19 protein-coding genes are annotated in these 23759 nt (G+C 41.0%); all 19 read right to left on the reverse strand.

The genetic code is table 11. The annotated features are described in order from the left end of the window. Positions 1-602: 602 nt before the first annotated feature. The 19 genes from AC0QT1_RS06590 to AC0QT1_RS06680 all read right to left on the reverse strand — a co-directional run bounded on the left by AC0QT1_RS06590 (position 603) and on the right by AC0QT1_RS06680 (position 23620). Positions 603-1181, reverse strand: coding sequence for a NifU family protein (locus AC0QT1_RS06590; protein WP_473201920.1), 579 nt, complete (start codon positions 1179-1181; stop codon positions 603-605). Between the two features lie 55 nt (positions 1182-1236). After that, positions 1237-1728, reverse strand: coding sequence for a universal stress protein (locus AC0QT1_RS06595; RefSeq protein ID WP_473201921.1), 492 nt, complete (start codon positions 1726-1728; stop codon positions 1237-1239). A gap of 42 nt (positions 1729-1770) precedes the next feature. Beyond that, positions 1771-2841 carry a tryptophan--tRNA ligase gene (trpS, locus tag AC0QT1_RS06600; protein ID WP_473201922.1) on the reverse strand — a complete coding sequence of 357 codons (1071 nt, stop codon included), beginning with the start codon at positions 2839-2841 and terminating at the stop codon, positions 1771-1773. 77 nt (positions 2842-2918) lie between these two features. Continuing rightward, positions 2919-4490, reverse strand: a complete 1572-nt coding sequence (gene murJ, locus AC0QT1_RS06605; RefSeq protein ID WP_473200714.1) for a murein biosynthesis integral membrane protein MurJ — start codon at positions 4488-4490, stop codon at positions 2919-2921. Positions 4491-5392: 902 nt separating this feature from the next. Then, positions 5393-5608: a hypothetical protein gene (locus tag AC0QT1_RS06610; RefSeq protein WP_473201923.1), complete on the reverse strand. Its 216-nt coding sequence runs from the start codon at positions 5606-5608 to the stop codon at positions 5393-5395. Positions 5609-6290: 682 nt separating this feature from the next. Then, positions 6291-8225: a BID domain-containing T4SS effector gene (locus AC0QT1_RS06615; RefSeq protein ID WP_473201924.1), complete on the reverse strand. Its 1935-nt coding sequence runs from the start codon at positions 8223-8225 to the stop codon at positions 6291-6293. 295 nt (positions 8226-8520) lie between these two features. After that, the gene (locus tag AC0QT1_RS06620) at positions 8521-9738 is read right to left on the reverse strand and encodes a BID domain-containing T4SS effector (protein ID WP_473201925.1); all 1218 of its coding nucleotides are present in this window, start codon (positions 9736-9738) and stop codon (positions 8521-8523) included. A 323-nt stretch (positions 9739-10061) separates the two neighbouring features. After that, positions 10062-11099: a BID domain-containing T4SS effector gene (locus AC0QT1_RS06625; protein WP_473201926.1), complete on the reverse strand. Its 1038-nt coding sequence runs from the start codon at positions 11097-11099 to the stop codon at positions 10062-10064. A gap of 314 nt (positions 11100-11413) precedes the next feature. Beyond that, positions 11414-13012, reverse strand: coding sequence for a BID domain-containing T4SS effector (locus tag AC0QT1_RS06630; protein WP_473201927.1), 1599 nt, complete (start codon positions 13010-13012; stop codon positions 11414-11416). A 129-nt stretch (positions 13013-13141) separates the two neighbouring features. Continuing rightward, positions 13142-13489 carry a hypothetical protein gene (locus tag AC0QT1_RS06635; protein WP_473201928.1) on the reverse strand — a complete coding sequence of 116 codons (348 nt, stop codon included), beginning with the start codon at positions 13487-13489 and terminating at the stop codon, positions 13142-13144. A gap of 108 nt (positions 13490-13597) precedes the next feature. Further along, the gene (gene traG, locus AC0QT1_RS06640; RefSeq protein WP_473200708.1) at positions 13598-15517 is read right to left on the reverse strand and encodes a Ti-type conjugative transfer system protein TraG; all 1920 of its coding nucleotides are present in this window, start codon (positions 15515-15517) and stop codon (positions 13598-13600) included. Positions 15518-15683: 166 nt separating this feature from the next. Further along, a complete protein-coding gene (locus AC0QT1_RS06645; RefSeq protein WP_473201929.1) occupies positions 15684-17312 on the reverse strand; it encodes a BID domain-containing T4SS effector in 1629 nt (542 codons plus the stop codon). Between the two features lie 345 nt (positions 17313-17657). Then, the gene (locus AC0QT1_RS06650; RefSeq protein ID WP_473200706.1) at positions 17658-19286 is read right to left on the reverse strand and encodes a BID domain-containing T4SS effector; all 1629 of its coding nucleotides are present in this window, start codon (positions 19284-19286) and stop codon (positions 17658-17660) included. A gap of 10 nt (positions 19287-19296) precedes the next feature. Beyond that, a complete protein-coding gene (locus AC0QT1_RS06655) occupies positions 19297-19503 on the reverse strand; it encodes an antitoxin VbhA family protein (protein WP_473201930.1) in 207 nt (68 codons plus the stop codon). Between the two features lie 73 nt (positions 19504-19576). After that, positions 19577-20644, reverse strand: a complete 1068-nt coding sequence (gene virB11, locus AC0QT1_RS06660) for a P-type DNA transfer ATPase VirB11 (RefSeq protein ID WP_473200704.1) — start codon at positions 20642-20644, stop codon at positions 19577-19579. After that, complete coding sequence (gene virB10 / locus AC0QT1_RS06665) at positions 20641-21795, reverse strand: type IV secretion system protein VirB10 (protein ID WP_473201931.1); 1155 nt, start codon at positions 21793-21795, stop codon at positions 20641-20643. Before virB10 ends, virB11 begins: the two co-directional genes overlap by 4 nt. After that, positions 21788-22654, reverse strand: a complete 867-nt coding sequence (gene virB9 / locus AC0QT1_RS06670) for a P-type conjugative transfer protein VirB9 (RefSeq protein ID WP_473200702.1) — start codon at positions 22652-22654, stop codon at positions 21788-21790. The genes virB10 and virB9 overlap by 8 nt, the downstream gene beginning before the upstream one ends. Beyond that, complete coding sequence (locus tag AC0QT1_RS06675) at positions 22651-23355, reverse strand: VirB8 family type IV secretion system protein (protein WP_473200701.1); 705 nt, start codon at positions 23353-23355, stop codon at positions 22651-22653. The genes virB9 and AC0QT1_RS06675 overlap by 4 nt, the downstream gene beginning before the upstream one ends. Continuing rightward, complete coding sequence (locus tag AC0QT1_RS06680; RefSeq protein WP_473200700.1) at positions 23309-23620, reverse strand: type IV secretion system protein VirB7; 312 nt, start codon at positions 23618-23620, stop codon at positions 23309-23311. Before AC0QT1_RS06680 ends, AC0QT1_RS06675 begins: the two co-directional genes overlap by 47 nt. Between the last annotated feature and the right edge of the window lie 139 nt (positions 23621-23759).

Here is a 23759-nt window from a genome sequence, read left to right on the forward strand (position 1 = left end):
TTGTGACGTGTAAATAAATGATTATGATTGATACAAAATGAGAGGGTTTTGCAATATTCAAGGGTCTCACATCAACAGATAAAATGATAAATTATCATTATAAATCAATGTGCTGTAGTAATAGGATGAAAGAATGAGGGGGATGAAACAACGGAGCTATAGATGTATCACTTTGTTTGCATGACAGTACCTTGTGTAGCGCATTGGCTTTAGGGATTCGAGTGTTTCTTTTGCACTATTGGAGTGCTGTGGTTGTGTTAGAGGCGTACAACACATTGATTTATAAAGATAATTTACTGTTTTTCCTATTGAATGAGACCCCCGAATATTGTAAGATTCTCTCATCTCAAACCTGCTTATGTTCAATCAATTAAAGTCACTTATTTGCACGCCATAAGCGGGGTTATCGTGTGGGTAGAAAACAGTTTAGAAAAGAGTAAAAATGCCTCTTATGAATCGTCTGAATAGAAAGGGCTGTCGCAACATTGGGGGCTGGTAAAGAGTATGATGGCGCCGGCTTGTACCTTCATAAGTGGACATTTTTGTAACAGTGTGGTAAGACTCTTTTGGTTGTAGCATTTGCTTATCGGTCGCTTTGCTTTTTATTGCGGCATTGCTTCTACACCTAAAACTTCTGGAATAAAATGCCGCAAAAGATTTTCAATGCCATGTTTGAGTGTTGCGGTCGAAGAGGGGCATCCGGCGCATGCTCCTCGCATATTGAGGTAAACAATACCATTTTCAAATCCACGAAAAGTAATATCTCCTCCATCATTGGCAACAGCTGGGCGAACGCGTGTTTCGAGAAGCTCTTTAATTGTTAAGACAATCTCAGCATCTTTCTCATCATAAAATTCTTCGTTAAGGGCATGGGTTTGCGCTTGTGTAGAAGCGTTGGTGGTGATAACTGGATCACCGGAAAGAAAATGCTCCATAATTGTGCCTAAAATAACTGGTTTTAGATGTTGCCATTCCCCCTCTTTTTTGCTGACAGTGATGAAATCATAACCCAAGAAAACACCATTGACATTTGGAATATTAAACAGTTTCGCCGCCAGAGGTGAATTTTTAGCCGCTTCTTCACGGTTGCGAAATTCTAATACTCCTTCGGAAAGAACCACACGACCTGGTAGAAATTTGAGTGTTGCAGGGTTGGGCGTGGTTTCTGTTTGAATAAACATAGAACTCTCCTTTTTTTGTGAGGGATGAGGAATATGATGACGCTTCTTCGCGCTTTTAAGCAATCAATTCAATGTCTTCATCGGCAAGGTTGCTTGGAATGACAGTGACAGGAATTGAAAAAGCTGTCCCCTTGTTACCAATCATTTGAATCAGTGGTCCTGGTCCTTCTGCGTGTGCACTGGCTGCTAAAACAATGAGTGCAATTTCCTTATCTTCATCGATGAGTTTAGAAATTTCATCAATTTTTTTTCCTTCGCGGATAATCATTTCTGTTTCTAGAGCATGTGTGGTGCGGACATCATGAGCAATTTCTCGCAACACTTTATAGGCACTTTGCGTTGATTCTGTGCGCATAACGTTATTGACACCCAAAAAATGTTGAAATTCTATACTGTCAACGATACAGAGCAAGACCAGTGTTCTATTGGTATTTTGTGCATGTTGTGCGGCAAAAGCAACAGCACGCCGACATTCTGGTGTTTCATCAATAATGACCAAAATTTTTTTCTTGTGCTGTTTTTGGGGATTTTTTTGCTTAGAAACCATGGGTTTTCTCTCTATCCTCTTGATGATTGAAATCCTATTGTTTCATGTATCGTGCAAAAATCCAACGATTTCACGGACTTTTTTCATATTTTTTTCTGCTAATGCGCTAGCACGGTGTGCGCCATCATGCAAAACGGAGTCAATATAAGCGCTGTCTTGATGCAATCGACGCAATTCCTCTGTTATTGGGGCAAGTTTATGGACAACAAGGTCTGCTAAGGCTGTTTTGAATAGTGAAAATTGTTGCCCTGAAAATTCTAAAAGCGCTTTTTCTTTCTTCACTTGCGCAAAGGCGGCATAAATCCCAAGAAGATTGTCAATCTCTGGTCGTCCTTCGAGAGCTTTTAGTGTATCGGGAAGAGGGGCTGAGTCCGTTTTTGCTTTGCGGATTTTTTTGGCTATAAGATCAGCATCATCGGTTAAATTAATGCGCGAAAAATCTGAAGGATCTGATTTTGACATTTTTTTTGTTCCATCGCGTAGAGACATAACGCGCATCGCTGTCTCTCCTATCAGGGCTTCTGGTATTGGGAAAAAACCTTGTTTTTCTTCCTCACCCATTTGCATCGAAACAGCACAATTTAATTCTGCAATACGATCAGAATAGTCGTTGTTAAATTTTTGGGCAATGTCTCGCGTCAGTTCAACATGCTGTTTTTGATCTTCACCAACTGGAACATGGGTGGCACGATAGAGTAAAATATCAGCGGCCATCAGACTTGGGTAAGCAAAAAGTCCAAGGGATGCTTTTTCACGATCTTTTCCTGCTTTATCTTTAAATTGCGTCATCCGTTGGAGCCAACCAATGCGAGCAATACAATTGAAAATCCATGCGAGTTCGGCATGTTGAAAAACCCGAGATTGGTTAAAAATAATGTGTTTTTGAGGATCAATACCCGCTGCTAAAAAGGCGGCTGTAACGGCTCTGGTTGCTTCAGTCAAAACGAGGGGATCTGGATTTACTGTGAGTGCGTGCATATCGACAACGCAATAGAGGCATTGATAAGAGGTTTGTAGCTCAACCCAATGCTGGATAGCGCCAAGATAATTACCAAGATGTAAATTACCACTTGGTTGTACACCAGAAAAAACAAGCGGTGTGAAAGTGTCCATAGAAGTGTTCTTTCCTCAATAAAGTTATTTCTTTTGCGTTTTGTGTCAAAACGCTTTTCTGAAAGCAAGATAAAATATTACAGCCGTTTTTTAAAATTTTTGAAGGTGAGAAAAAAGGAGCGCTTATTCATTAAAAAATAGGCGCTGAAATAGACCAAGAGGAGGGCAAGCATGATCCCTGCAAGCGTGCTTGCACGCAAGAAAAAGGATGCTTGTGAGGAGAGGGGAATAGACAAAAAACCAAGCTCATCGAGAAGATAATGAAGGGCTATCGTGCTTAAAGAAGTAACGAATATCAGACAGGCAATGTGCTTTATCAGTTGTGCATCAACTTTCCAATAGCTCCGTTTGATAAGGATACTACAAAGCAACAGTGTGTTAACCCATCCAGAGGTGATTTCGGCAATGACAATGCCGCGGGCTGATAAAAGGGGGAACAATGTTAAAGCAAGACTGATATTGATGAAAACGCAAATACCAGTGAAAATCATCGGCGTTTTTGTATCTTCATGGGCAAAGAAATTGGGAATAAACACCTTGATGAGGACAAAGGCTGGAAGCCCTAATCCATAAAGTCTAAGGAGTTGTGCAACATGGTGCGTTGACTCACTGGTAAATTGCCCACGCTCAAAAAGCAAACTGACAATGGGCGTGGAGAGCAGCAAAAAGGCAACAGAGGCAGGAAGTGTTAACAACAGGGTAAGTTCAATGGAGCGATTTTGTAAATCATGCGTTTCTTCATGCTTCTTGCTACGCAGTGCTCTTGTTAATTCTGGTAAAAGAACCGTTGCAACGGCAATTGCTATGACGCCTAGGGGCAATTGATAAAGACGATCAGCATACATCAAAGAGGATACAGCACCCGATTGGCTGGAAGCAATATTGGTATTGATGAGCAAATTGATTTGCGTGATCCCCCCTGTGATGGCGGCAGGGAATGCTAAAGTTAAAAGCTTGCGAACATTGGGACTGAAATGGGGGCGGCGAAGAAAAATCTTCATTCCACTATGACGCAAAGCAATAGCGATTAAGGTGAGTTGGAGAATGCCTGCCGCTAAGACACCCCAAGAAAGATTTAAGCCGATATGCCAAGCATCAAGCTTATAGAACCAAGCATAGGCAAGCACGCCGATGAGAATAATGTTCAAGAAGAGGGGGGCTACGGCTGCGATAAAATAGCGCCGTAGAGCATTCAACATGCCCCCCATCATTGCTGCTAAAGACATGCAAGTTAAATAGGGAAACATGATTGCGGTAAAATGAATCGTTGCGTTAAATTTTGTCGCATCTTCTGTAAAACCTGGAGCAATGATCGTTCGTACCAAAAAAGGCATACTGAGTTCCATGGCAATGGTTAAAAGTAACAGCAGCGAAAAGAGAACGCCAAAGACCTCTTCTGCGAATTTGCAAGCAGCTTCCCCACCATCTTCAGTAATTTTTTTCGAAAAAAGAGGAACAAAAGCTGCGTTAAAGGCGCCTTCAGCAAAAAAACGGCGAAATGTATTGGGAAAACGAAATGCTGCATTGAATGCATCGGAAACAGGGCCAGTTCCAAGAGCTGCCGCCATGAGCATTTCACGGATAAAGCCAAAAATACGGCTCATCAGGGTTCCAGAAGCAACAGTTGCAAATTTTTTAATTAAAATCATAAAAATACATCGGGTTTTTCATAAAGGACAGGTAATAAAAGATGACTATAAATCATGAGATTATAAAAATCTGATTAGCGTGTTAATACAATAGTGTTAATAAATACTCTTTTAAAGTGTTTTATGCTGCTGTTTATCTTTCTCTCATCAAAAGTGCTGGGAGCGTTTTAAATCGTGCTTGTTGCTCCTGTCTTAAAGTTTTTAGAATATGCATAAAGAAATAAAGTTTCTTTCTCTTAAACTGAAGAGAGAGGATTTTTGTCACGAATAGAAGAGAACGTCCAGAGAGTAGATAAGAGTGATGATTATTTTTGTTGGGACTTTTATTGCGTTTTTTCTGGTTATGATACAGAGGGCATTTCTTTGTTTTCACACTCTCTGTTTTGCTTCTTAAAATTATCATTAGGGGACTTTTCCTTTGAGGAAATAAACATGAAACCATTTGCTCTACCGCCATTGAGCACCACTATCTTTACCCTTATAAAGGTGCAAGCTGGCCCCGTCATACTCTTTACCGGCCCTCAATGTTGCGACAGCCCTTGCTCTTCAGACGATTCATAAGAGGTATTTTTGCTCCTTTCTTTAGAGTTTTTTACTCACACATCAACCCCGCTTAGACGTGCAAATAAATGATTATGATTGATACAAAATGAAAGGATTTAAGATTAAGAGAATCTTACAATATTTGAGGATCCCATTTGAGAGGCAAAACGATAAATTATCGTTATAAATCAATACCTTGATGACTCTACGAGAGCCCCTAAAGGTTTCACCCTCTTTAACAGTCCTAATAAGATGATGAGGAAGAGTCTTGAGCCCAAAATCTCTATGTTCCATGCGTTCTTTTAAAACAAGCGCTTTTTTGGATTGGAGATATCTTTAAACAAATCTTACATAGGTTGTCAATTTTTGTCTTTCAGGGATGCAAGACTGGTAAGATTTATGCGTTTTTCTGTCATAAGAAAAAAGGCACATATGTGGTTTGCAACGTTAGCAAGTTTGTCAAAAAACATCTGTTGCGTGCGTTCATTGTCTTTTATGAAAGGATGCGTGTCGTTTAACTGTGTCATGATTTTAGCGGCATTTTCAATCCATGCTTTGCGGGTTAAGTTTGGCAAATTATTATCTCAGTGTTCGGTCTTCATTTTCAAGATTCTCTTAATCCTTATGCTTTCCGATGCAAAACAAGATCGTTTTTTTTCAACTCTGGCGGACGAGCGATAGTGTTCTGTGCAAAGGTGAATGGTTTTTCATGGGCAGAGCTAGCCGCTTCAAAAGTATTTTTCAATAAAGTGTGATGAAGGGAGCGCAGATTTGCTGATGTTAGCCTTTGCGGTGGTGCTTCTTGGTGTCAATGAAGAATTTCTTTGGCACAATTGCCGGCATACTGCACTGGTAATCTTGGAAGCGTTTTTGTTTCTTTTTTTTCAGTGTGATCCTTTTTGGATAAAGAAAATTATGCTCAAAGAGAGGGATCTTTCCTTGTCATAGAGCTCGGTTTATCAGAGTCTTTAATTCTTCTGATGGAATCTTTCTTTACACATTCTTTTAAAATTTCAAGCGTTTTTATTTTAAATGAAGCGTTATCCTTGCAAGCATATGGGGTCTGCTTGCTTGTGTCAAACGCTTCATAATACGCTTATTCCCTTTCTTTTGAGAGAGAGTGAGAACAACATTTTGTTTTCTCAATTCTTTAGGGTGAGCGAGATATTTGGTAAAATTTTGCTGGGGTATTGCACACTATTCCTTGATATAATTTCTCTTTAAGGGACCAAATGAAAGACCAAAGTTGATGTCTATTTAGCAGCTCAGAGCTCGACTTCCTTCTCTCTCAACTTTGCGTGGTCGAACGTCTTGAGAGCTCTTTTCTGCTTGCTTCAGGGAAGAGGCAGCAGCTTTTTGGTGGACATTTAGTGTGCGCTCAAGTTTTTTATGAGGTTTTAAGGGGGGATGCTGTGGTTGCAAGCTTTCCTCTAGACTGCCCTTTTCCGCTTGCTTCAGAGAAGCTTCAGCAGCTTTTGGGTGGAGATTTTCTGGTGAGCGTTCAAGTTGTTTATGAGGCTTCGAGAGGTCTTGTTGTTGCAAGTTTCTCTCTAGGCTGCTAGAAGGGGTATGGCGTTGTTGTTGTTGATGGGTTTCTACAATGTGCTCTTTTGCATGTTTTAGAGCTTCTGCATAACCTTCAATGGCTTCCCCTAGATAGGGAAGAGCACTTTCAGCCTCTTTGCGTGCATTACTTTTAAAGCCATGGAAATTGCGACCAGCAAGTTTACCAAACAATTGAGGATGATGTGTAACTTGCCATGCAACTTCCTCTCCCATGGCAGGATTTTTTTCAATATCTTCAATCCGATACTGCAAAATGCCCGGATCATTAAAAGCAACTGCACACCAATAAGTGACTTCTGAATGACAATATTTCACTGGTGTCTGGCTTTTAACTCTGCGGGCAAGTTCCTTCGGTGAAAGGGTATCTCTTTCTTGCTCAGCTTGATGCGGTTTTTTTTGTAAATCTTCAGCGAGAGTCTTTAGGTCCATTGATGCTCTATGCTGTGGTCTTCTTCCTAAACGGGCCTGAAAAATATTCTCTCTTGCTCGTTTTACAGTCTCGGCATAATTTTCAAGGGCAAAACAGAGAGAGGGAACCTGCTGTTCGGCCTCTTTGCGTGCTTGATTTTTTATACCAAGAACTTTTTTTCCAGCAAGTCTACCAACAAGTTTAGGATTGTCTGCAACTTGCCATGAAAGGCTTTCGCCTAGGGAAGGACTTTTTTCAATTTCTGCAAGTTTTTGATTAAAAATATCTGGATTGCCATAAACAGTTAGAGACAAACTTCTGACGTTGTCTTTACAGGTTAGGACCAGTGCATTGCTTCTAACTCTGTCGAGAATTTCCTCTGGAGAGAGAGAGGAGGTTATTTTTGCGGAAGGAAGTGTTGCGCGCTTTTGCCCTTTGTCGCTGAGGTGCGGTGGTCTTTGCGCAGCCGCTGCTGCATAAAGTCCTGCACTATCTTGAGAGGAAGAACTGTCTTTCTGCATGGCTTTCGTACGAGGCGGTTTTGGTGGAGCCGCTGTTGCATAAAGTCCTGCACTATCTTGAGAGGAAGAGCTGTCTTTTTGCATGGCTTTCGTACGAGGTGGTTTTGGAGGAGCGGCTGTTGCAGTGAGACCTTCACTGTCTTGAGAGGAAGAGCTGTCTTTCTGCATGGCTTTCGTACGAGGTGGTTTTGGTGGAACCGCTGTTGCATAAAGTCCTGCACTATCTTGAGAGGAAGAGCTGTCTTTCTGCATAGCTTTCGCCCGGGGCGGTTTTGGAGGGGAAAACTTTGCTTGTAGTGTTTGGCTGTCTTGTGTCGCTTGGTTGCTTAACTCTCTGTCTCTTGCGCGCGGTGGTCTTGGTGGAGAAGTTCTTGTTTGTAGTGTTTGGCTGTCTTGTGCCGCTTGGTTGCTTAACTTTCTCTCGTGCGCACGCGGTGGTCTTGGAGGGGAAACCCTTGTTTGTGGTGTTGGGCTCTCTTGTGTTGCTATGGTGCTTTGTTGCTTTTCGCTTACAGGAGATGTCCTTTGCGAAGGAACGCTTTCCTGTACGGCTTGTGTTGGTTGTTGGTGGTGAGGAGGTGTTTGTTCCTTTGGGGAAACATTTGGGGTAGGGGATATTGGGGTTGATTGTTCTTGCGGTCCTTGAAATTTTTCCATCAGGTTTGCTATAGCAGGGGAAGGTTGTCTTTTTTTCATGCATGTTTCCTTTCAAATTTTTACACGATTTGCTTTCGAAAAGTTCTTCAAGCTCCTCTTCATCTTCATGCTTTTTCATCACTTTTTATGGAGAATGCTAAAATTGGATGCTTTCAAAAAATTTTGCATTCTTTGATAGAGATGATCATCAATATTTGTCATTAAAGATGCTGTCATATGAACCCGTTAGAACAAATTTGAGGAGAATTATGATAAAACTTTTTATTTCATTCCTTCTTCACCTTTGCGAGAAGTGTGTCAAAAGACACGATTGGAAACTAAAACTTCTCCATGCTTAGCTAGAGAAGGCTATCGTTTTTTGGCATAAAACTTTACGAGGACGAACGGTTGGACCTTTTTCGTATGAATGCCCAGAGGTTTGACTAGACTCATGCTGTGAGGTAGAGGATAAATATTTAGGCAGTTTAGAAGCTTTTGGTGACTCTTGCTGTCTTTGTAAGCTTTTCGCTCGTTGAGCAGAGGGATCGTGGTGTTTTTGTTGTTTTTGATGGGATTGTAGAAGGTGATTTTGTAGCGAATTTACCGCACTTGCGTAGTTGTCAACCGCGTCAATGAGGTGAGAAAGACCTGCTTCAGCATGTCGGCGTGCACTGTTTTTAAAGCCACAGAGGTTCAGACCAGCGTAGGAGCGAAGTGATTGGGGATAAGCTGCAAGTTGCCATGTGAACTCCTCTGCTACAGCAGGATTTTGGAGAATCTCTTTCATTTTTTCGGTAAAAATAGTGGAGCTGCCAAAAACAACTTTGCTCCAATGGTTGACTTGTGCATGATGCCTTTTGATCGCTGAATTTTCCTCAACCATGGTAGAAATTTCTGCTTTCGAAAGGGGGGGGTGCATCCTTTCAGGATGATCTGAGCTTTGTAGAATTTTGGCTATTGCTTCACTTCCCATTGATTGTTCATAATGGACGAGCACTGCGTCTGGGGTCATGACCAATTCTTCTCTTGCATATTTTACAGCTTCTCCATAACCAGCAAGAGTGCTACAAAGGGTAGAAAGATTTTCTTCTGCATTTCTGCGTGGACGATTTTTTATGCCTAAGAAGTCCATACCGGCAAGTTTAGACACACTTTCAGGATGTGTTGTAAGTTGCCATGAGAGGCTCTCTGCTAGAGTGGGATTTTTCTGAATTTCCTCCATTTTTTCTTGTAAAATATTTGTATTGCCATAAACGCTTTGGCATAAATCTTGGAGTTTCTCTTGATATGATTTTACCAATCGGCTGTGCGGAAGCAGCTGCATAATTTGTTCTTCTGAGAGAACCTTTGGGGGACTTTGTGAAGATGCTGTTGCGTAGAGCGTTCCTGCTTCAGTGTTCGTTAACGATTGTCTTTGCTGTTGTTTTTTCAAGCTGGAAGATTGTTTCTTGTGTTGTGAGGCAGATTTTGTAGCAAGATTTTCTGAGGGAGCGTGCTCTGTAGCAGTTTGTTCGTAGAGTTTTATGAGCTCTTTTACCGAACGGTGTGAAGGAAGGGGTTGATTTTTTTTCATGCCTGTTTCCTTTCAAAATTGTTTCAGAAAACCTTTTTGGTGAGCACACCACCTTTATCGTTTGAGAGTTTTGTGACAAAAAATATCCCTTGCAATAATTTGCAAAGATTTGGCTCTTCGCCATTGCTGTAAGAGACCTTTATGTCTTTTATAAAGCTATTTTATAAAATTTTATCAATAACTTATATAAATTATGGAATTTGTTGAAGAGAGATTTTTCTATAACATTTTATAACAATTCTTGGCGCAAATCGAAAGACAACACTTTGCGCCAAGAGGTCAGATAAAAGATGAGAATTTATGCTTCTCTCTCTTCTGTACGCTTACATCGCAAAAGCCATGCTACCACCTTGCTGTCTGCCACGTGCTTGCCTTTCTTGTTGTGGAGAATGCCGTTCTTCTCCTGTGCGATGGCGTTCATGGTGCTGATTGTGTGCTTGACGCTCTGGACTTTGTTGTCCCCTCTCAACACCTTTTTGTTGTGCGAGATCACGGGTGAGATCTTTGTGGAGCTTTTCTGCAACCATTACATGCCTTTCAAGGGCGTCACAAAGGGGAGCAAAAGCATCCTCAGCGTCTCTGCGGGCTGAGCTTTTAATGCCAAGTGCCTTTGTTCCCGCAAGCTTACCAGGGATTTCAGGATTCTCCATCAGATTTTTTAAGATGTCTCGTCCTTTGCGAGGATCGTCAAGAATTTGAGCAAGCTTGGTGTTCAAAGCATGCTCGTTACCATAAACGGTTTTGCACCACACTTGGATTTCTCTTGCACCATATTGGAAGTCTGTGTTTTTTAAAAGCGCTGAGGTGATTAAATCCTTCTCGCTCTGAGGAGGGGATGTTCTTCTTCTTGACTCCGGTCCTTGGTAGATAGGATTTTCTCGGTGCTCAGCGTCTGGTCCACCACTTCCCATACCAAGCGTTGCGTAGACAGAGTCTACTGGTTGTGCGGGATGCCGTCCGCCCCTTGGATCGACTTCTGCGTAGAGATGCTCTGATTTTGGTCGGGGTTGTCGCCCTCCACTTCCGCTGAAGTCAAGATCTGCGTAGGGAGTTTCTGGTTGATGGGGGGCTCGTCCACCAACCGCACCCAATTCAGGAGGCTCTTGGAGGGATGTGCGCCAATTGTCTTCTGACAGATCAGTTACTGCATAAGGGCTCGCAGTTTTTTGAGGGGTTGGCTCACTGCGCGGTCTCGAATAGGGATTGGCACCTTCTGGTGGGTTTTGCGGCGCATAGAGAGTTTCTGTTCGGACATTTTCTGCTGATTGTGTTTGACGCTGTCCTCTATTTTGCTTATTAACCTTTGCGTAGAGCTCACTTGGGTCAAATGGTGCAGAAGGACTTGGTTGATGTTTTTTCATGCATGTTTCCTTTCAAAATTTTAGAAAACCTCTTTGGAGTATTCTCTCCCTTTATGGTGGGAGCGCTTTTATAAAAAAGTGCTCATTTGAATGACAGAATAACCTCCAAAGATTCTGCGCTATTCACCCCTTTCGTAATGGATGTTTGTGTCTTTTATACAGTTTTTTTGTGAAATTTTATCAATAAGTTAAATAAAATTACTAAGTCTGTTTTGAGGGAATTTTTTGTAACGTTTTAGAACACCTCTTGACGCAATTGAGAAAAAATGATGTGCGCCAAGAGATGCGAGTACAAGCAAAAATGATGGTGGTTGTTAGCTGCTAAGAGCGAGGGATGAAGAGCGACTGACTTTGAGGGCACGCGTTTGACATTGTGCTTCTTTGGTGGAGGTCACAACTTTGGCAATGTCTTTTGCTTTGCTTTCTGAGGTGCCAAGCAGGCAAGCAAGTCTTGTGATCTCTTGGTCCTGTATGGCTTTACGCTCCTCTGATGATAAACGACTGTGTAATTTGCGTCCATAAGCATGCAGTTCTCGTTGCAGCGTAGGAGAATGAGACAAGGCTTCTTTTTGTTGTTCCGCTGATAAGGAGAAAAGGGTTTGCAAGTTTCTTGTCGGCTTTTCAACAGGCTGGCTCAAGCGATTTTGTTCTCTTGTGTGTTGTTCTAGAATATTGTCCTTTGTCTGTTGCGCTGTTGTTGTATAGTCTTTTAATGCTTCACAAAGCTGTTGGACATTCTCTTCAGCGCGTCTTCGCGATGGACTTTTCATGCCAAGAATTTTCCTTCCCGCAAGCTTATGAACGGATTTAGGATCTTGCATTATTTGATCGGCAAACTGGTTTCCTAAGGTTGGATCGGCATTGATGAGATCTAGCTTTGTGCTTAAAGCTTGCGGGTTGCCATAAACATATTTTGAGAGCTCTTCAACTTTTTTTCGGCCCGCTTCGACCCAGGGATTGTATTTCAGGCTTTCAAACAGTGCTTCATTGGTCAGAGGCGATAATGTTTCTTTTGGGATCAGATCTTCTCGTAAGTTTTGAACGTTGGTTTTTTCAAAGCAGATGTGGGCGCCATTGTGTAAGGTTTTGATGTGCTCGGGTTTGAGATCATCTTTATGGCCAACGACGAAAATACCTCCTACCTCCATAACAAAACCTTCTGCTGAAGAGCCCCTATAGATGCCTTCATAGGTGGTTCCTTCTTTTGCAGCGACAACAATACGATTATTGATTTCATTGAGACCAGAATTTCTCATTTGGGAGATGAATTCTTTTAAAAGAAGGGCTTTTTGCGGATGGGTGATATCTTCAAATAGATCTCTCATTGGCTGTGGATTGTTATATTGCATTGCTTCAATACAAGCAGTGGTCATGCGCTCTTGTGTGATAAAAGAAAAGTCAATTCTATGACCTGCTACTTCTCCAAGCTTTTCCATAAACATGCGATTGACACGCCCATTCCCTTTTCTGAAAGGATGTGCATGATCGAGTGCCATAAAAATTTCAGCGGCTTCGACAGAAAACTCTTGGCGTGATAAACCTTGTAAATTATTCTTTGCACGAAGTCTTTGCTCTAATTGTTTCAGTTCTTTGTGAATCTGTGAACCAACAGCAAAGGGGATCTCATAACCTTTTGGGCGCATCGCTGGCATACGAGCGGTGCTTCCATCTGCAAAGGTAAAGGGTTTGTCACGCGTCTGGCCGGCCCATTCAAAAGTCTGATGAAAAAGGCTCCAGTGAATTGTTTTTAAGTAAGCGGCATCAAATCTTTGCGGTGGTGGTTCATGGCGAAAATTCATTGCTGCTTTGGCTGTATCATGGGCCGTGCGTGTATATAGTTTGTGTGGGTCTTTGATCCCATATTTGTTTTTCAGTGTTTTGCTCTTTTTATACAGATAATTTTGCTCCAACATATTTTTTTCCTTATGAGGGTGGGTGGGCGATGAGCGCGCTAAACGCTTCGTGTTCAAATCCCCCCTTCGCGTATTCTTTTGCGATTCCAAATTTTTGAGGAGAAAATTTTATTCCTTCAACTCTCTGTCTTAGGATCGGTATGATTGACTGTAGCAATTGTTGCTCTTCGTTTTTGTCATTTCTTTGTACGGGATTTGATGGCTTGTTCGAATTGTTTGCATGGACGTTGTCTTTTTTGATGTGCTTAGAAAACGCTCTCTTTGATAGCTTTCCTCTTCTTGGTTGTCGTTGTCATCACTGACATCTTCTTTAGTCCTTTTCCTTTCCAAGTTGTCTTCTTCAAAAGCTCTTTGTTCGGCTTTTAAGGAATGGAGAGCAGAGCGTGATTGCCGTTGATTTTGTTTGAGGGCGTTCACAAGGGACGCTGATGTTGGGAACGCACGGACAGATGTAGCACCTAAGATCTTCTCCATCATTTTTTCCTTGTTGGGCTCTATAAAAATCCCTTTTTAATAGACTTTTATGAAAGAGAACGCTTGGCTTTTTCTTTTTTATGCTGTCATTCCCCATAAGAGGGTGTTTTTTCAGCTTTTCTTTTTTTGTGGGGCAAAACGGTTCTTTTCAGCAGCCGCTAACATTTCTTTTCTTCTAAAATAGATCGCTCGACCACATCGTAAAGGGGGATGCCCTTGCATAAGAATAATTTGTTCGTCTTGACGCATTTCCTGAATAATTTCGTGAGGTAAAATCAGGGCTCTTTGTTGATAATTGATGTTGTAAGAGTTCTTTCCCAATGACAAACCTCTCGATTTGCTTGTTCCAGCTACCTCAATTGTCATTTGACCACAGCGCTCTGAAATGTCTTTGGCTGTTTGAAGATCTTTAATGGCAGCGTAACTGACAAAGGAACAGCTTTCAAACCATGATCGTGCCCCTGATTCCCCAAAGTGATTGACCAACTGACCTGTGGATTGATAAAAAAGCATCAGCGAGGTGCCGTATTTACGACCACGATCACGTGCTTCTTCTAAAATATTCATATATCCAAGAAGATCAACTTCATCTAAGACAAATAAAACACGCTTTTTGTAGTTTCCATCAGCGGTAATCATGGCATTTAAGAAAGCACCGATAATCACCCGTCCAATTGCTGGATAACTGTTCAAAATGCTCGCTGGGAGATTGAGAAAAACATCTGTATTGCCATTGGTGATATCCGAGGATGCAAAGTCATCGCCACAAACAAGATCCGCGTAATTGGACAAAGAAAGCCATTGGGTGTCTTTGGAAGCGGTTGTGTAGACGCCTGAAAAGGTTTGCTCTGCCATTTCTGTAAAAATACCAACCATTTCACGGATAAAAGGAGAAGGGGTGGTTTCTTGAATGATGCGGAGTTGATTGACAACAGCTGTTTCTGATTGAGACAAAATCCCACGTAAGGTTTTTAAATTGCGCTCACTGTCTTCATAGTCATCGGAAAATATCACATGAGCAAGAAGAGCCGTTAAAAGATTATGTGCTTGTGTTGAAAAATATTCTGCTGAAGAGTTTTCTGACTTTTTATCTGTGAGAAGCAATTTGGAAAAACCAACAATATTCGCTTCACGTTGTGTGAGGGGGACGCTATCGTCTAAAAGCCAATCGAGCACGTTAAAATTTTTCGTTAAAATAGAATTGGGATCAAGAACAATAACATTTCTATTGCCCATTTTTTTCCGAGCAAATCTAACCATTGGTGCAACTTCCGTGGAAGGGTCAAGGCAAACAATAGAACCTGGATAGGTTAGGCATGTTGGAACCACTGTGCTTGTTGTTTTATATCCACCAGACCCAGCAAAAAAAATCATGTGAGTTGAACCAAAATCAAGGTTAAAGGAGAGCAGAGGCGCTTTTCCACCTTTTCCCCATGTTGTTTTATTGCCAGGAGCAAAGGGAATATTACACACACTATCTTGATCAACACGGTATCTTTCGCCAACAACAATTTGCCCATTGGCAGGAAAGATTTTGCCTGCATCGCGTAAATTCATCCATGCGGCATCACCAAAAATTCCTTTTTTAGCACGCTTGACTTTGTTTGTCTGTGGAGAAGTTATAAAGTTTTGAATTGCTAAAAGAACAAAGCCGATAAGAACGCCAAAGATAATCATCGGATCCATGAATTGGAGAGCATAGTTCCAAGTTATTCCTTGTTGACCAACATAGGGACTTAAGCGTTTTATTTCACTTCCGATGTAATAAAGGGCAATGATTGCAAAAAAAAGTGCTGAGACGAGGGTAATCGCTTTGCGCAGGTATAGTTTTTGTAAGAGAGTATAAAGTAATGAAACAGCAGAAAACAGGACGAGTATTAATAATGGCTTTGAGCGAATATACCAATAAATTTCATTGTCTGTCAGCCCATTTGTGATCGACAACAAAAAATGAGGAACAAGAAATATTGTTAAAATTCCTAAAGCGATTGGCATGAGAATAAGCGCAAATTGCGTTTTTGTGTATTTCATTGTTTCTTACTTCCAGTTTTATTGCGGTATGCTGTGAAAACGATCTTTTTTACTTTTGAAAAATGGAGATAGAGCGTTAAATAGCCATTTTTTTCCTCTGTGGAAGAAAACGACAACGCTCTTTGAGCCATAAGTGTTCAAAGGAAGATGCAAATTTTCATCTCTTTTAGCTAGCCATCGCGAGTCCTTTTGAGTGATGGAGTTTACGTGTGTAGGCTTGCGTATGCGCTTCTTTGGCCTTCTCAACAGTGTTGGTAATCTCTTTTGCTTTTTGTTGTGAGACTCCAAGACTTTTCGCGAGGGCTTCATAATCATGGTTTGTGATTGCTTGAGATTCACTTGATGAGAGACGATGCTCTAAACTGCATATAAAAGTGCGGAGTTCTTTGTATAACAGAGGAGATTGAGACAAAACGGCTCTTTGTTCTTCTGGTGATAAGCAAAATAGATTTTGTAAGTCTTTACTCGGCTTCTCGACGGCTCTTCCACAGCGTGCTTGTTCGCTTTGATGTTCTTGAGTGATGGCATGACGCTTATAAATTACAGCATCCGCATATTCGACAATTGCGCTACAGAGCAGATTAACATGCTCTTCAGCTCTCGTGCGCGTTTGCGTTTTAAAGAAAAAAAAATCGATCCCTGAAAGAGGAGCAATCGAGTCAGGAAAGCGCTTAATTTGACGTGCAAGCTTTTGGCCTAAATCTGGATCTGTAAAAATCAATTCCATCTGTGTGTTTAATTTTTTTGAGCTGCCATAAATAATTTTTGACAAATGTTGAATGTGATCTCGAGTTGACTGGACATGGATACTGTTTGCAACTTTTTGTGAAAATTCACTTTCTGTGAGAGGCGCTCGTGTTTCTTTGGGAATGAGAATGTTTTCAAGCTCTTGCTTCTTTGGGGCTGTAAAGGTTATTGTATCACCGGATTTTAATGTTTTTATTTGTTCTGGCGTGAGATGCTCTTTATTGCCGATGATGTAAGTTCCTTGCGCATCGAGCATAAAGACATCAGAATTAATCTCTTTATAGGTGCCAAGGTAAGTGACACCTTCTTTTGCAGTCATAACAGGATAATCGTTAACATCGTGTCCAAGGTCTTTCATGCTTTTCATGAATGCTTGTAACGCACGTCTTTTTTCTGGATTGGAGATATCTTCAAGGACATGCCACATAGGCTCTGGATTGCCATATTGTGCTGCTTCGCTATAGGCAATCGTCATGCGTTCTTTTGTTACCAGCGAAAAGTCAAGATGATGCCCTGCTGCATCGGCAAGACTTTCCAAAAAGAATTGTTCTGTGTGTTCATTGCCATCTATGAATGGATGAATATATCTGAGAGAAAGAAAAATTCCTACTGCTTGAGAGATAAATTCTTGGCGCGTTAAGCCTCGCAAATTGTCCTTTTCGGCGAGTATGTTCTCTAATTTTTGTAAATTTTCAAGGATTTCCTCATCGTTTACAAAACCTTTATTCCACTCTGCTCTTTTCATTTCTGGCATGATGGCCGTGGTGCCATCGGCAAATGTGAAGGGAACAGTGCGGATCTTTCCAGCCCATTCAAAGGTATTTTTAAATAACTGGTAATGAATATGGCAAAGATAGCTGGAATCAAAATGTTCTGGCGGAGATTCTTCACGCAGAAGTTTTAGTGCTTGTTCTCTATCAGCTGAACATTTTTCTAGAAAAATTGTTAAATTTGTTTCTCCATATTTATTTTTGAGGATGTTCGTTCCAGGATAGACATAATGAAGGGGCGAGGCACTTCCTCTTGTTTTGGCTTGTGCTTTTGGCATAATGACCTCCTTAATAATAGAACTTGATTGATAGGGGTATTAGGTTTCTTTACGAAGTCTCTCTTTTTGCTTGGTCTCCTCTATAAAGGGCATTTTAAAGAAAGCTTTTTCTTTCAAGTGTCGAGATGTTGAGTGTTCTGCATCTATTTCTCTTTCATGACATTTTTATAGAATTTCTCTCCCATTAAAGTCATCACTTGTGGTGTCTTCCTTTTTATTCGGTGAGGAGAGACCAAAAATGACGGGGTATAGCATGAAATACTTCCTTTTCTCATGAGAGAGTGTATCTGTTAAAATATCTTCTCGCTCTTGGTGTTTAAATCAAGGAGGACCAGCGCAAAATGTTTAGCTAGCGATTGCGAGCACTTTTGAGCGATGGAGTGTACACACTTGCGATTGTTGATGTACTTCTTTGGCTTGCTTCGTGATTTGAGTAATTTCTTTTGCTTTCTGTTGTGAGACTCCAAGACTTTTCGCCAGTGTTTCATGATCACTGTTTTTGATTGCTTTCTGCTCACTTTGTGAGAGACGGCTATGGGCATTTCTTACAAAACGACGCAGTTCGTTTTGAAGAGAGGGAGAGGTTGCTAAGGTTTCTCCTTGTAATTCTTTTGGCAAGGCGAAGAGACTTTGCAAGTTTTGACTTGGCATTTCTACTTTTTGTCCGCGACGTTGTTGTTCTTTTTGATGTTCTTGCGTAATTTCTTGCTGTGCATGTTTTACAGCATGCGCGAAATTTGCAACGGCATTACAAAGTGTTTCAACATGCTCTTCAGCATTGGCACGGGCTTGATTTTTAAAGCACAAGAAGTCAATACCGGCAAGATGAGCAACAGACTGCGGATGCTCCGCAATCTGTGTAGCGATTTGTTGACTAAGGTTTGGATTTTTAATAAGATCTGCCATCTGTGTATTTAATGCTTTCGATTTTCCATAAACAATTTTTGCGTATTTTTGAATTTGTTCGCGACATGTGTTTACACAGGCATCTTGGGAAACCATTTCAATATATTCAGATTGAGACAAAGGAGCCAACTTCTCTTCTGGAATGAGGATTTTTTCAAGGTCTTGTGCTCTTGGAACTGTAAAGGTGAATTTATCACCAGGCTTTAAGGTTTTTAGCTGGTCGGGTGTGAGATGATCTTTTTTGCCAATGATGTAAGCACCTTTGACGTTGATGGTAAAACCTTCAATACCAGCACCTCTATAGGTGCCTGAATAGGTCTCTCCTTCCTTTACAATCATGACAGGGCGGTCATTAACATTGCGTCCAAGAGTTTTCATGTTTTCCATGAATTCTTTTAAAAGAAGAATTTTTTCTGGATTGGAGATATCCTCAAACAGATGGCGCATAGGTTCTAGATCGTCTTTTTCTGTTACTGCAACACTGGCAAGCATCATGCGTTCTTTTGTGACAAGCGAGAAGTCAAGCTGATGGCCTGCTGCTTTGGCGAGATTTTCAAAAAAGACTCGTTGGGTGCGTCCATTCCCTTCTCTGAAAGGGTGGAGTTGGTTGAGAGAGTTAAATAAGCCTATTGTTTCAATATTAAACTCTTCACGTGTTAAGCCTTGCAAATTATTTTTTTCTGCAAGTGTTTGCTCTAATTTTTGTAAACCTTCTTCGATTTCATCACCGATAGCAAAAGGATTGTCCCAACCCGTTCTTTTCATTTCCGGCATGATGGCCGTGGTGCCATCTGAAAATGTAAAGGGGAGATGGCGTAGATGTCCAGCCCATTCAAATGTATTTTTAAATAACGCATGATGAAGAGAGCATAAATAGGCACTATCAAAGTTTTCTGGTAGGGGGGCTTCACGCAGATTGATCATTGCTTGGGCTGTATCATGCGAGCATTTTTCCAGAAAGGATTTTAAGTCTTTTGTTCCATATTTATTTTTGAGTGTTGTCGTTTTAGGATAGACATAATGAAGGGGCGAGGCGCTTCCTTTTATTTTTGCTTTTGCTTTTGGCATTGTTTCCTCTTTATAATATAGCGTTGTCCATGAGAGTGTTAAATTCTTCGAGTGAAAGTTCTCCCCTTGCGTATCGTTCTAAAATTTCCAGCGTTTTGGGATGAAGTGTTAACCCCTCAATTTCATAGCTGTTGATGGTTGCATTAACCGCTTCGCGGCGTTTTTTTAATTCTTCCGCTGTATGCAAGAAAAGATTTTCTGTTGCCTTTGTTTCCATTTGTTTTTCCTTTAGCGTTTTTCAACGGTTGTTTTAAAAAGGTCTTTTTACACAAGAGGTTCTCTTCATGCGTTTACCCGCCAAAAATGTTTCGTTGTTTGAATGGGTCATAATAGATTTCTGTGACTTTAAAATTCCCATTAACCCGTTTACATTGAATGATAATATCAATCATTGAGATCAAGAGTCCTCGAATATCATCACGCTCTAAATCACTTCCACCTTCACTTTCTTTGACCAAAAGGGTCATCTGTTCAAAGGCAGAAAGTGCTGTTGAGGCATGAACCGTGGTAATCGAACCGGGGTGCCCCGAATTGACATTGCGGATATAATAAAAGGCTGTTCCATCTCGAAGTTCTTGTAAAAGAATGCGGTCAGGACGCATGCGTAAAGCAGATTCAAGCAATTCTTTAGGACCAATAGAGGATAAACCTTGCCCATCTTTTGAATAGATCATAGAAACATGGTTGGGTTGTGGGACAATCAGTTCTTGTGTATCTTCAATGGTGATAATACGTTCATCCTTGGGAATTTTGGCAATGAGGGCCTTTGAAAGTGTTGTCTTCCCAGAACCGGTTTTTCCAGCAATCAAAATGTTTTTTTGACGTTGTACCGCTTGATTTAAAAAGGAGACGAAATCCTTCTTATAATAAGCGGTTATCAAATCGTGTTCAATATTTTTCAGTTCGTTAAAATGTGATTGATAAGTTTTTAAAGGTGTGAATGAGACTTGTTCACACAAGGAAAAAAGACCTTTATTGGCAAGATCTTCGAGGGAAAAAGTGCGTGATGACGGTTTGCGAATTGTTATACTGATTGTGTCTTTTTCAACCGCTGGAGGAATGACAATTTGAATACGTTCATTCTCTGGTAGAGTTGCCGATAATATGGGATTTTTATCCGATATATTTTGCTTAGAATAGGAAGCGACAACTTTAGCAATGCCCATAAGTTCATTAAATGAAAGGGCGGGTGCCTCTACCGTTTTCCATCCTTCAAACCCTTCGGTCATGATTTGATAGGGGCGATTGATGACAATTTCAAAAAGACTGTCATCTTTCAAAAAAGCACGCAGTGGCTCAAGTTTTGTTAAAACAATTGCAACAGTTTCATCATTCAACGGAGGTATTGTGGGGTTCATTGTAACGGCACCACAGAATTTTTATAAAAGTTTCTTGAAAGGATGCGATGAATGATTTGTCTTTTGTTTTCAGTGAGTTTCAATTTATAAACACTGGAAAAATCTAAATCGCGGGCCACAAAAACATTGACCATTTCACCTTGATTTTTGGTCAATGTTGGAGGAATGTTGGTGTAGTTTTCTGTGAGAATATTTGCAATATTTTGTCCCGAAGAGGCTGTTTCAGAGTTTTGCTGCTCTGGATTTGGTGCAAAACGGTTTCTCGCATAGTTTGTTACATCTTTGACAATCGAAACAAGAAGTGCAGAGCCAATGCGTTCGAACCAATGATTATCAATATCTCCATCCATACCAGAACGCCCCAAGGAATCAGTCGCCGGTGAAGCTAATGTGATAATGACACCACTTGGGGTTTTTGCTCTATTCCAGAGAACAAAAAGGCGCTTTTGCCCTCTTTTCAAGCCAGCACGATATTCGCCAACAATTTGTGTGCCTTTATCAAGCAGGACAACGCGACCATTATCTGACAAAATATCTCGCGAGACGATACAGCTGGTAAAACCTTGTTGATCACTGCTAATGGCCGTTTCTAAAATACAGGGAATAGAAGCACCCATGGCAATGATATAGTTGCGGTTGCCAAGCGTTGAGGCACGAATCCCCTCAAGGGTGGTTGGCTTGAGAAGATTGTTAAAGCGTTGTGCTATTTCATCAGGTTTTTTTTCGAGTTGGTTAAGGGACAAGCCATTTTGTGTTATTGCTTTTTCTTGCTGTTTATTCGCATAGGCTAAGACAGGAGCACGTTGTGCTGCTTCCAAAAGTTTCGCATCGGGCTTTGATTGAGTAATTGTTGGGGTTGGGAGCTCAACCTTGGGCAACAGCGTGCTGCTATTTTGTTCGTTCGGTGGAAGAGGTGTAGGTTTTATCTTAGCAGGTCGGAAAATCTCCGTTTGCTTAATAATCCCTTCTTTGGGAAGTTCAACAGCTTGTTTCTTTTCTGTGGCAAGTGTTGAATATGCTAAATAAATACAGACACTGAAAAGAATAATAAGAACAGCTGCTTTGCCTATATTGCTCTGTTGGTTTTTCCCGCGAGCGTCTCTTATCGTATCACGGTCATTGATGTCTTTTTCATCCATTGTGTCATTCATGGTTGTTTCCTATATGCACTTTACGTTGTACAGAGGGTGATGTTGTACCAGTTTCGGGGTTGATCCCTTCTGGAGTAAATCTTCTATTGAAGATGCACAGCACGTCATTTCCACGGCGCAAAGTAAATTGCGCAGCTGTCGCATGAACGATAACCTTATTGCCTTTAATCGATTTTGGAACGAGCGATTCTTGTCCATCAGAAGAGACAAGATAAATGGAAGGAATTTCGCTATTGCCTAAAAATATAAAGGTTGTCGTTTTACCGTTGTCATAGACAGAACTTGGTTCAATGAGCGTTGATCCTTGTGCTTCATAAGCCCAATTGCGTGGACCAAAATTTTCATGAATATTCAGAATATCATTGACAAAATTTTCCTCGTGCTGTTCGGCTTTCGCTGCTTCCGCTAATTTCTTACGCAAGGCTTCATCTTCTGGATAGCGAAACTTTACAAGGAAATAGGTCTCATTGCCCGCTGAAACATCGCCTTCTCGCACTTGGAGTTCAAACTGATAAGATCGCTTTGTACCGTCTTCGCGGCTGGTGACAATTTGTAAATTGGTGACAGGTTGAACTTCGCGTGGTTTTAAGAAAACAAAGTGACCAGCTGGTGCAACTTGCCAAGCAACAGAATTGCCAATACCAACATAGATCACTTCTTCATCATCGGCAAATTCAAGCTGCACTGAGGAACGAATAGAACCAATGATTTGCGTGACATTGTAGGGATCATAATTGACAAAGCGAATACGATTGTCTTTGCGGGCACTCACAGGTGCTGTTTCTGCAAAGAGGGGCGCCGTATAACAATTGATTGCGACCATGAAAGTTAAAAAGCTTATTTTTAAAAATTTGCTCATTGTATCACCTCTGGATCGGATCTGTATTCCGACACTTGAAAGCCAAGGGGATTGATTAAGCGGTCTGTCGTTGAAATTTGTGCATTCACATAGGAAAAGTTTAAAATCGAAACCCAATGGGAAATATTTTCTTTACCATTAATGTCTCTGACCGCTTTGTAGTAACGCACTTGAATAAGATCTTTGCTTAAAAAGGAAATTGATTTGATCGTGACAGTCGCAATCATATTTTGATAGATATTTTGTGGACTTTCTGGATTGTTGCCTGCATACCATTTTGCAAAACGGTTTTGTTCGGCTGGTGAAGATAACAAAGAGACTAGGCTAAAATTATTTTCTGCCTCTGATGCTAGAAATCCCTCGCGTGCGCGAACATATTTGGCAGCAAAATAGCGTGTTATTGCTTCATCATAGTCATTGGGAGATTCCTTTAGGGCACTAACCGTATCAACAATGCCTGTTGAATTATCAACGCGGATAACAAAGGGCTCTACGGACTTTAAGGGGGTTAATGCTGCTACAGCCAAAGCTAAGGCGATGGTCATTAAGCCAAAAAGCACTGTTAAAGCCATGGCAATTTTCATTCGCACGCGCATCCCATGCATGCGATCAATATCGAATGAGCGTGCTTCTTTTATATATTCTTCAAGGGCATCACTTTTCACGCGTGTTCTCCATCGTTTTCTCAAAGAGCATTTCATCTTTTATGGGGTTGAGTGAAGCTTCCTTAATCGTTACATCCGCTCCTGCTTTTTCGCTTTCTAAGGTATTCAGAATGATGGGTGTTGTGACAGATTTTACGATTTTTCCTTGTAATGTATTTTTATTGTCCCAATCCCATTTGTCCCTATTTAAAATGCGGGTTTGTTTCCCATTACAGCGTGGCGGTTTTTTAGGACCACTCAGAGAGGCACAGCCGGTAAGGGTTATGCTTAAGATTACAAAAAAAGTTATTTTTCGTTTCATTTTTTAAACTCACAAATATTTTGGAATACAATTAAACCTCTCAGACTTCTTGCTTTGAGCCACTTCACAAAGGAAAGGGATGCAAGGTTTTAATTGGTCTGATGAAACCAAGGATATTAAGGACTCTCCACAATGTGTG

Source organism: Bartonella sp. P12B, assembly GCF_055796185.1.

What these genes read in the sequence shown, in the direction of transcription:
- AC0QT1_RS06590 (WP_473201920.1), bottom strand. Translation starts at nt 1,181, where the DNA reads ATGTTTATTCAAACAGAAACCACGCCCAACCCTGCAACACTCAAATTT.
- AC0QT1_RS06595 (WP_473201921.1), bottom strand. Translation starts at nt 1,728, where the DNA reads ATGGTTTCTAAGCAAAAAAATCCCCAAAAACAGCACAAGAAAAAAATT.
- trpS (WP_473201922.1), bottom strand. Translation starts at nt 2,841, where the DNA reads ATGGACACTTTCACACCGCTTGTTTTTTCTGGTGTACAACCAAGTGGT.
- murJ (WP_473200714.1), bottom strand. Translation starts at nt 4,490, where the DNA reads ATGATTTTAATTAAAAAATTTGCAACTGTTGCTTCTGGAACCCTGATG.
- AC0QT1_RS06615 (WP_473201924.1), bottom strand. Translation starts at nt 8,225, where the DNA reads ATGAAAAAAAGACAACCTTCCCCTGCTATAGCAAACCTGATGGAAAAA.
- AC0QT1_RS06620 (WP_473201925.1), bottom strand. Translation starts at nt 9,738, where the DNA reads ATGAAAAAAAATCAACCCCTTCCTTCACACCGTTCGGTAAAAGAGCTC.
- AC0QT1_RS06625 (WP_473201926.1), bottom strand. Translation starts at nt 11,099, where the DNA reads ATGAAAAAACATCAACCAAGTCCTTCTGCACCATTTGACCCAAGTGAG.
- AC0QT1_RS06630 (WP_473201927.1), bottom strand. Translation starts at nt 13,012, where the DNA reads ATGTTGGAGCAAAATTATCTGTATAAAAAGAGCAAAACACTGAAAAAC.
- AC0QT1_RS06635 (WP_473201928.1), bottom strand. Translation starts at nt 13,489, where the DNA reads ATGATGGAGAAGATCTTAGGTGCTACATCTGTCCGTGCGTTCCCAACA.
- traG (WP_473200708.1), bottom strand. Translation starts at nt 15,517, where the DNA reads ATGAAATACACAAAAACGCAATTTGCGCTTATTCTCATGCCAATCGCT.
- AC0QT1_RS06645 (WP_473201929.1), bottom strand. Translation starts at nt 17,312, where the DNA reads ATGCCAAAAGCACAAGCCAAAACAAGAGGAAGTGCCTCGCCCCTTCAT.
- AC0QT1_RS06650 (WP_473200706.1), bottom strand. Translation starts at nt 19,286, where the DNA reads ATGCCAAAAGCAAAAGCAAAAATAAAAGGAAGCGCCTCGCCCCTTCAT.
- AC0QT1_RS06655 (WP_473201930.1), bottom strand. Translation starts at nt 19,503, where the DNA reads ATGGAAACAAAGGCAACAGAAAATCTTTTCTTGCATACAGCGGAAGAA.
- virB11 (WP_473200704.1), bottom strand. Translation starts at nt 20,644, where the DNA reads ATGAACCCCACAATACCTCCGTTGAATGATGAAACTGTTGCAATTGTT.
- virB10 (WP_473201931.1), bottom strand. Translation starts at nt 21,795, where the DNA reads ATGAATGACACAATGGATGAAAAAGACATCAATGACCGTGATACGATA.
- virB9 (WP_473200702.1), bottom strand. Translation starts at nt 22,654, where the DNA reads ATGAGCAAATTTTTAAAAATAAGCTTTTTAACTTTCATGGTCGCAATC.
- AC0QT1_RS06675 (WP_473200701.1), bottom strand. Translation starts at nt 23,355, where the DNA reads ATGAAATGCTCTTTGAGAAAACGATGGAGAACACGCGTGAAAAGTGAT.
- AC0QT1_RS06680 (WP_473200700.1), bottom strand. Translation starts at nt 23,620, where the DNA reads ATGAAACGAAAAATAACTTTTTTTGTAATCTTAAGCATAACCCTTACC.